This is a genomic window from Pseudacidovorax sp. RU35E (assembly GCF_900156165.1).
Lineage (GTDB): Bacteria > Pseudomonadota > Gammaproteobacteria > Burkholderiales > Burkholderiaceae_C > Xenophilus.
Genome location: NZ_FTMY01000017.1, coordinates 134483 through 142710, shown reverse-complemented (window position 1 = coordinate 142710; position 8228 = coordinate 134483). Strand labels below are relative to the sequence as shown.

Here is an 8228-nt window from a genome sequence, read left to right as displayed (position 1 = left end):
TCGCCCCGATCGCCATGGAAGAAGGCCTGCGCTTCGCCATCCGTGAAGGCGGCCGTACCGTCGGCGCCGGCGTCGTGGCCAAGATCATCGAGTAATTGCGATGTCCGAGGCGTACACCTGAAAGGGTGGCGGCCTCGAAGCCTGTTGGTCAGGCCTTAGGGGTATAGCTCAATTGGCAGAGCGTCGGTCTCCAAAACCGAAGGTTGTAGGTTCGATTCCTACTGCCCCTGCCACCTCCTCAGGGGTGGCGATGGGTCCGTACCCTCAGAACTCGGATCCAGCCGATGCCGATTCGGCAAAACCGAACAGATTCAAGCCCGCCGCGCTCCGGCGGGCTTCGGCGTCTTCCGAATAGGCGTCTACACAGGCCGCGAGGCCAGGAATTTGCCGAGATGGCCACAACTCAAATCGAAACGGTCCAGACGGGCGCCGATAAAGCCAAGCTGGCAGCGGCTGTGCTGCTGCTGCTGGGTTCGCTGGTGGCGTTCTACATGCTGGCCAGGCAGGGGACATGGGTTCAATGGGGCGTGCTGCTGGTCGGCATGGCAGCGGCGGTGGCCGTTTTCGCCGTGTCCGAAAGTGGCAAGCGCCTTTATGGCTTTGGCCGCGACGCCTGGCGCGAAGTGCGCAAGGTCGTGTGGCCGACGCGCAAGGAAGCCATCCAGATGACCGCCTACGTGTTCGCCTTCGCGGTGATCATGGCGCTGTTCCTGTGGGTGACGGACAAGACCCTCGAGTGGTTCTTCTACGACCTGCTGCTGGGCTGGAAAAAGTAATGAACGACAACGTCGACAACGAGTCTCCCGCCCTGGCGCCGCCATCCAATCCTGATCTGCGCTGGTACGTGGTCCATGCCTATTCGGGCATGGAGAAGGCCGTGGAGCGCAACATCACCGAGCGCATCAACCGCGCCGGCATGCAGTCGAAGTTCGGCCGCATCCTGGTGCCGAGCGAAGAGGTGGTGGACGTCAAGAACGGCCAGAAGCGCACCATGGAGCGTCGCCTGTTCCCCGGCTATGTGCTGGTGGAGATGGTGATGGACGACGACACCTGGCATCTGGTGAAGCACACCAGCAAGGTGACCGGCTTCGTCGGCGGCGCCAAGAACCGCCCGGCACCCATCTCGCAGCGCGAGGTCGACGAGATCGTCAACCAGATGCAGCAGGGCACCGAGAAGCCCCGCCACAAGGTGGAGTTCCTCGCCGGCGAGCTGGTGCGTGTCAAGGAAGGTCCGTTCACCGACTTCAACGGCACCGTCGAGGAAGTCAACTACGAAAAGAGCAAGCTGCGCGTGTCCGTGATGATCTTCGGCCGCGCAACGCCGGTGGAGCTGGGCTTCGCCGAGGTCGAGAAGACCTGAGACAGAGACAAGAACGCGGCTGGCAGCGCCAGTCGCGGCTTCAGGTGGTCCGCGCCATTCGACTCGGCGGTCCGCCTTTTTCCTGAGTCGCAACCCCGGGGAGCTGCGGAAACGTCCGCGGCGCTATCACCCGCAAGGAGTCAAGCATGGCGAAGAAAATCGTCGGCTTCATCAAGCTGCAAGTGCCGGCAGGCAAGGCCAACCCCTCGCCGCCGATCGGTCCCGCGCTGGGTCAGCGTGGCCTGAACATCATGGAGTTCTGCAAGGCGTTCAACGCCCAGACCCAGGGCGTCGAGCCCGGTCTGCCGCTGCCGGTGGTGATCACCGCCTTCGCGGACAAGAGCTTCACCTTCATCATCAAGACGCCTCCGGCGACCACGCTGATCAAGAAGGCGATCAAGCTGGACAAGGGCTCGGCCAAGCCGCACACCGACAAGGTCGGCAAGATCACGCGCGCCCAGCTCGAGGACATCGCCAAGGCCAAGATGAAGGACCTGACCGCTGCCGATTTGGACGCAGCGGTTCGCACCATCGCCGGCTCCGCCCGTTCGATGGGTGTCAACGTGGAGGGCGTGTGAGATGGCCAAGCTGACCAAGAAGGCAAAGGCCCAACAGGGCAAGATCGAGACCACCAAGCTGTACGCGCTGGCCGATGCGCTGACGCTGGTGAAGGAGCATGCCACCGCCAAGTTCGATGAGTCCATCGACGTGGCCGTGCAGCTCGGCATCGACGCCAAGAAGTCGGACCAGGTGGTGCGTGGCGCCGTCGTGATGCCCAACGGCACCGGCAAGACCAAGCGCGTGGCCGTGTTCGCCCAGGGCGCCAAGGCCGAAGAGGCCAAGGCCGCTGGTGCCGACATCGTCGGCATGGACGACCTGGCCGCCCAGGTCAAGGCCGGCGACATGCCCTTCGACGTGGTGATCGCCGCCCCCGACGCGATGCGCGTGGTCGGTACGCTGGGTCAGATCCTGGGCCCGCGCGGCCTGATGCCGAACCCCAAGGTCGGCACCGTGACCCCCGACGTCGCCACGGCCGTGAAGAACGCCAAGGCTGGCCAGGTGCAGTTCCGTGTCGACAAGGCCGGCATCATCCACGGCACCATCGGCCGCCGCTCCTTCGACAGCGACAAGCTCCAGGGCAACCTGGTGGCGCTGATCGACGCTCTGAACAAGGCCAAGCCGGCCACCAGCAAGGGCGTGTACCTGCGCAAGGTCGCCGTGTCGTCCACCATGGGTGTGGGCGTGCGCGTGGACACGCAGTCCATCGCCCAGGCCTGAGCCTGAACGTGATTTGCCGGGTTGTCCTCGGACGGCTCGGCGGATGTGGTGGGCCGGGGCCTTCTTCTTTCGGGAAGGGGCTCCGGGCCATCCAAGACCGCTGGCGGCGGTCGGGGTGCGAACCCCGCCGCCTTAATCGACCCAAGGTCGGCCAGCGCAGATGGCGATCCCACTGCAAGGAATTCCGGTTCCGAAACAGTTGGTCGCTGCATGAAGGCGTCGCCCGGGCAACCGGGCGACATTGAAAAGGAGTAGACCTTGAGTCTGAATCGCAGTGAGAAAGAAGCGGTCATTGCTGAAGTGACCGGCCTCGCCGCTAAAGCTCAAACGCTCGTCCTGGCGGAATACCGTGGCATCACGGTGGCCGACATGACCCGTCTGCGCAATGCAGCCCGCGAAAAGGGTGTGAGCCTGAGTGTTCTGAAGAACACCCTGGCCCGCCGTGCCGTGGCTGGCAGCGCATTCGAAGTCGTCGGCGACCAGATGACCGGTCCGCTGATCTATGGCTTCTCCGAAGACGCCGTCGCTGCCGCCAAGGTGGTGGCCGACTTCGCGAAGACCAACGACAAGTTGGTGATTCGCGGTGGCGCTTTCGGGGGCAAGGCCCTGGACGTGGAAGGCGTGAAGCAACTGGCCAACATTCCTACCAAGGAAGTGCTGCTGGCCCAGCTGTGCGGCTTGCTGATGTCGCCGATCTCCCGCACCGCCGTGGTGCTGGGTGCCCTGGCGGCCAAGCGTGGCGAAGGCGCTGCAGAAGAACCTGCAGCCGAGGCCGCCGCGGCCTGATCCATTGATCGCGCGGCAATCAACCCAATCTGTTTTAGGAAATCAACATGGCATTCGATAAAGACGCATTCCTGACCGCGCTGGACAGCATGACGGTCCTCGAGCTCAACGACCTGGTCAAGGCCATCGAAGAGAAGTTCGGCGTGAGCGCCGCTGCAATGGCCGCTCCCGCTGCCGGTGGCGCCGCTGCCGCCCCGGCCGCCGAAGAGAAGACCGAATTCAACGTCGTGCTGACCGAAGCCGGCGCGAACAAGGTGTCGGTCATCAAGGCCGTGCGCGAAATCACCGGCCTGGGCCTGAAGGAAGCCAAGGACCTGGTGGAAGCCGCTCCCAAGGCTGTTAAGGAAGGCCTGGCCAAGGCTGACGCCGAAGCCGCCAAGAAGAAGCTGGAAGAAGCCGGCGCCAAGGTGGAACTGAAGTAATTCGGTTCCCACTGGAGGCTGGAAGTGCCCTCGCGGGCCTTCCAGCCTTTGCCGCTTTCAGAGCGCACCCGAAAGCCGCCGCCCGCCGGTGGCTTTCGAGTGTCTTCTGACCCCGACTGCAGAAGGACTCTTGGTTCGGGCGATGTGCAATGCATCGCCGTCCGCCATCGGCTGGTAGTGGCCAGCCGCCAAGCAGGAACGCACGCGCGTTGCTGACCCTAGTCGCTGATGATCTCAAGCCCCGGAGCTCTCATGGCCCAAGCATCGACCTACAGTTACACCGAACGCAAGCGAATCCGCAAAAGCTTCGGCAACCGCGACAGCGTCGTCCAGATTCCCTACCTTCTGCAGATGCAGAAGGACGCCTATACCGCCTTCCTGCAAGCCACCGCGGCACCCCAGAAACGCAGCGACGAGGGCCTGCAAGCCGCCTTCAACGCCGCGTTCCCGATCGTCTCCCACAACGGTTTCGTGGAGATGAAGTTCCTGGAGTACAACCTGGCCAAGCCCGCGTTCGACGTGCGCGAGTGCCAGACGCGGGGCCTGACCTTCGCGTCGGCCGTGCGGGCCAAGGTGCAGCTGATCATCTATGACCGCGAGTCCTCGACCTCGCAGTCGAAGGTGGTCAAGGAAGTGAAGGAGCAGGAGGTCTACATGGGCGAAGTGCCCCTGATGACCGACAAGGGCTCCTTCATCATCAACGGCACCGAGCGCGTGATCGTGTCGCAGTTGCACCGCTCCCCCGGTGTGTTCTTCGAGCATGACAAGGGCAAGACGCACAGCTCGGGCAAGCTGTTGTTCTCGGCCCGCGTGATTCCCTACCGCGGCTCGTGGCTGGATTTCGAGTTCGACCCGAAGGACATCCTGTACTTCCGCGTCGACCGCCGCCGCAAGATGCCGGTCACGATCCTGCTGAAGGCCATCGGCCTGAACCCGGAATCGATCCTGGCGAACTTCTTCGTCAACGACAACTTCCGCCTGATGGACAGCGGCGGCCAGATGGAGTTCGTCTCCGAGCGGCTGCGCGGCGAAGTCGCACGCTTCGACATCACCGACAAGGCCGGCAAGGTCGTCGTGGCGAAGGACAAGCGCGTCACGGCCCGCCACACCCGCGAGCTGGAGCAATCGGGCACCACGCACATCAGCGTGCCGGAAGACTTCCTGGTCGGCCGCGTGCTGGCCCGCAACATCATCGACCCCGACACGGGCGAGGTGCTGGCCAAGGCCAACGACGAGCTGACCGAGACCGTGCTCAAGAAGCTGCGCACCGCCGGTGTGCAGGAGATCCAGTGCATCTACACGAATGAGCTGGACCAGGGCGCCTACATCAGCCAGACGCTGCGCATCGACGAGACGGCCGACGAGTTTGCCGCCCGCGTGGCCATCTACCGCATGATGCGCCCCGGCGAGCCGCCGACCGAAGACGCCGTGCAGGCCCTGTTCCAGCGCCTGTTCTACAACCCGGACACCTACGACCTGTCGCGCGTGGGCCGGATGAAGTTCAACGCCAAGATCGGCCGTGACGAGTCCACGGGCCCGATGGTCCTGACCAACGAGGACATCCTCGCCGTGGTCAAGATCCTGGTCGACCTGCGCAACGGTCGCGGCGAAGTCGATGACATCGACCACCTGGGCAACCGTCGCGTGCGTTGCGTCGGCGAGCTGGCCGAGAACCAGTACCGCACCGGCCTCGCCCGCATCGAGAAGGCCGTCAAGGAGCGTCTGGGCCAGGCCGAGCAAGAGCCGCTCATGCCGCATGACCTGATCAACAGCAAGCCGATTTCGGCGGCACTGAAGGAATTCTTCGGCGCCTCGCAGCTGTCGCAGTTCATGGACCAGACCAACCCGCTGTCCGAGATCACGCACAAGCGTCGCGTCTCGGCCCTGGGCCCGGGCGGTCTGACGCGCGAACGCGCTGGCTTCGAAGTGCGCGACGTGCACGTCACGCACTACGGCCGCGTGTGCCCGATCGAGACGCCGGAAGGCCCGAACATCGGTCTGATCAACTCGCTGGCCCTCTACGCCCGCCTGAACGAGTACGGCTTCATCGAGACGCCGTACCGCCGCGTGGTGGACGGCAAGGTCACGATGGACATCGACTACCTTTCGGCCATCGAGGAAGGCAAGTACGTCATCGCCCAGGCCAACGCCGCGCTGGACGAGGAAGGCCGCCTGACCGGCGACCTGGTGTCGGCCCGCGAGAAGGGTGAATCGATCCTGGTCGGTGCCGACCGCATCCAGTACATGGACGTGTCGCCCGCGCAGATCGTGTCGGTGGCTGCCTCGCTCGTGCCCTTCCTGGAGCACGATGACGCGAACCGCGCACTGATGGGCGCCAACATGCAGCGTCAGGCCGTGCCCGTTCTGCGTCCCGAGAAGCCCTTCGTGGGCACCGGCATCGAGCGCGTCTCGGCTGTGGACTCGGGCACCGTGGTCACGGCCACGCGCGGCGGCATCGTCGACTACGTGGATGCGACCCGCATCGTGGTGCGCGTCAACGACGACGAAGCGCAGGCCGGCGAGGTGGGTGTGGACATCTACAACCTCATCAAGTACCAGCGTTCCAACCAGAACACCAACATCCACCAGCGTCCCATCGTCAAGCGCGGCGACAAGCTGGCCAAGGGCGATGTGGTGGCCGACGGCGCCTCCACCGATCTGGGTGAGCTGGCCCTGGGCCAGAACATGCTGATCGGCTTCATGCCGTGGAACGGCTACAACTTCGAAGACTCGATCCTGATCTCCGAACGCGTGGTCGCCGACGACCGCTACACCTCGATCCACATCGAGGAACTGGTGGTCATGGCCCGCGACACCAAGCTGGGCGCCGAGGAAATCACCCGCGACATCCCGAACCTGGCCGAGCAGCAGCTCAACCGCCTGGACGAGTCCGGCATCATCTATGTGGGTGCCGAAGTTACCCCCGGCGACGTGCTGGTGGGCAAGGTCACGCCCAAGGGCGAGACCACGCTGACGCCGGAAGAGAAGCTCCTGCGTGCCATCTTCGGCGAGAAGGCCTCCGACGTGAAGGACACCTCGCTGCGCGTGGACCAGGGCTCCTCGGGCACCGTCATCGACGTGCAGGTCTTCACCCGTGAAGGCATCCAGCGCGACAAGCGCGCCCAGCAGATCATCGACGACGAGCTCAAGCGCTTCCGTCTGGACCTGAACGACCAGCTGCGCATCGTCGAGGCCGACGCTTTCGACCGGATCGAAAAGCTGCTGACCGGCCGCACCGCCAACGGCGGCCCGAACAAGCTGGCCAAGGGCACCAAGCTCGACAAGGCCTACCTGGCCTCGGTCGAGAAGTTCCACTGGTTCGATATCCGTCCCGCCGAGGACGAGGTCGCCATGCAGCTGGAGTCGATCAAGAACTCGCTGGAGCAGACCCGCCACAGCTTCGACCTGGCCTTCGAAGAGAAGCGCAAGAAGCTCACGCAGGGCGACGAGCTGCCCGCGGGCGTGCTCAAGATGGTCAAGGTGTACCTGGCCGTCAAGCGCCGCCTGCAGCCCGGCGACAAGATGGCCGGCCGCCACGGCAACAAGGGTGTGGTGTCCAAGATCGTTCCGGTCGAGGACATGCCCCACATGGCCGACGGCACGCCGTGCGACATCTGCCTGAACCCGCTGGGCGTGCCTTCGCGGATGAACGTGGGCCAGGTGCTGGAAGTGCACCTGGGCTGGGCCGGCAAGGGCATCGGCCAGCGCATCGGCGACCTGCTGCAGACGCAGGCCAAGGTGGCCGAGCTGCGCCAGTTCCTGGAGCAGTTCTACAACAGCACCGGCCGCAAGGAGAACCTGGACGCCCTGAGCGACACCGACATCGTGGAGATGGCGCACAACCTGCAAAACGGTGTGTCCTTCGCCACTCCGGTGTTCGACGGCGCGACCGAAGAGGACATCCGCGCGATGCTGAAGCTGGCCTTCCCGGAAGACATCGCCAAGCTCAAGGGCCTGACCGACAGCCGTACCCAGGCCTACCTCTACGACGGCCGCACCGGCGATCGCTTCGACCGCCCCGTGACCGTCGGCTACATGCACTTCCTGAAGCTGCACCACCTGGTGGACGACAAGATGCACGCCCGCTCCACGGGCCCGTACTCGCTCGTCACGCAGCAGCCGCTGGGCGGCAAGGCCCAGTTCGGTGGCCAGCGCTTCGGTGAGATGGAAGTGTGGGCGCTGGAAGCCTACGGCGCCTCTTACGTGCTGCAGGAAATGCTCACGGTGAAGTCCGACGACGTCCAGGGCCGTACCAAGGTCTACGAGAACATCGTCAAGGGCGAACACGCCATCGAGGCCGGCATGCCGGAATCGTTCAACGTGCTGGTCAAGGAAATCCGCTCGCTGGGTCTCGACATCGAGCTCGAGCGCTCGTAATTGAA

7 protein-coding genes, 1 tRNA gene and 1 pseudogene are annotated in these 8228 nt (G+C 64.4%); all 9 read left to right on the top strand.

Annotated elements, in window-relative coordinates:
* A pseudogene (locus tag BXA03_RS24430) lies at positions 1-95 on the top strand (elongation factor Tu); the annotation flags it as partial.
* A gap of 62 nt (positions 96-157) precedes the next feature.
* A tRNA-Trp gene (locus BXA03_RS24425) sits at positions 158-233 on the top strand.
* A gap of 159 nt (positions 234-392) precedes the next feature.
* Positions 393-776 (top strand): preprotein translocase subunit SecE, encoded by a 384-nt coding sequence (gene secE / locus BXA03_RS24420; RefSeq protein WP_076511767.1) that lies wholly within the window; start codon positions 393-395, stop codon positions 774-776.
* The gene (gene nusG / locus BXA03_RS24415; protein ID WP_076511766.1) at positions 776-1360 is read left to right on the top strand and encodes a transcription termination/antitermination protein NusG; all 585 of its coding nucleotides are present in this window, start codon (positions 776-778) and stop codon (positions 1358-1360) included. Before secE ends, nusG begins: the two co-directional genes overlap by 1 nt.
* A 146-nt stretch (positions 1361-1506) precedes the next feature.
* Positions 1507-1938, top strand: a complete 432-nt coding sequence (rplK, locus tag BXA03_RS24410) for a 50S ribosomal protein L11 (protein ID WP_058643482.1) — start codon at positions 1507-1509, stop codon at positions 1936-1938.
* Between the two features lies 1 nt (position 1939).
* Complete coding sequence (gene rplA / locus BXA03_RS24405) at positions 1940-2638, top strand: 50S ribosomal protein L1 (RefSeq protein WP_058643481.1); 699 nt, start codon at positions 1940-1942, stop codon at positions 2636-2638.
* Between the two features lie 258 nt (positions 2639-2896).
* The gene (rplJ, locus tag BXA03_RS24400) at positions 2897-3424 is read left to right on the top strand and encodes a 50S ribosomal protein L10 (RefSeq protein ID WP_076511765.1); all 528 of its coding nucleotides are present in this window, start codon (positions 2897-2899) and stop codon (positions 3422-3424) included.
* A gap of 47 nt (positions 3425-3471) precedes the next feature.
* A complete protein-coding gene (gene rplL / locus BXA03_RS24395; protein ID WP_017762045.1) occupies positions 3472-3846 on the top strand; it encodes a 50S ribosomal protein L7/L12 in 375 nt (124 codons plus the stop codon).
* 252 nt (positions 3847-4098) lie between these two features.
* On the top strand, positions 4099-8223 hold the full coding sequence (gene rpoB, locus BXA03_RS24390; protein ID WP_076511764.1) for a DNA-directed RNA polymerase subunit beta: 4125 nt from the start codon (positions 4099-4101) through the stop codon (positions 8221-8223).
* Positions 8224-8228: the final 5 nt, after the last annotated feature.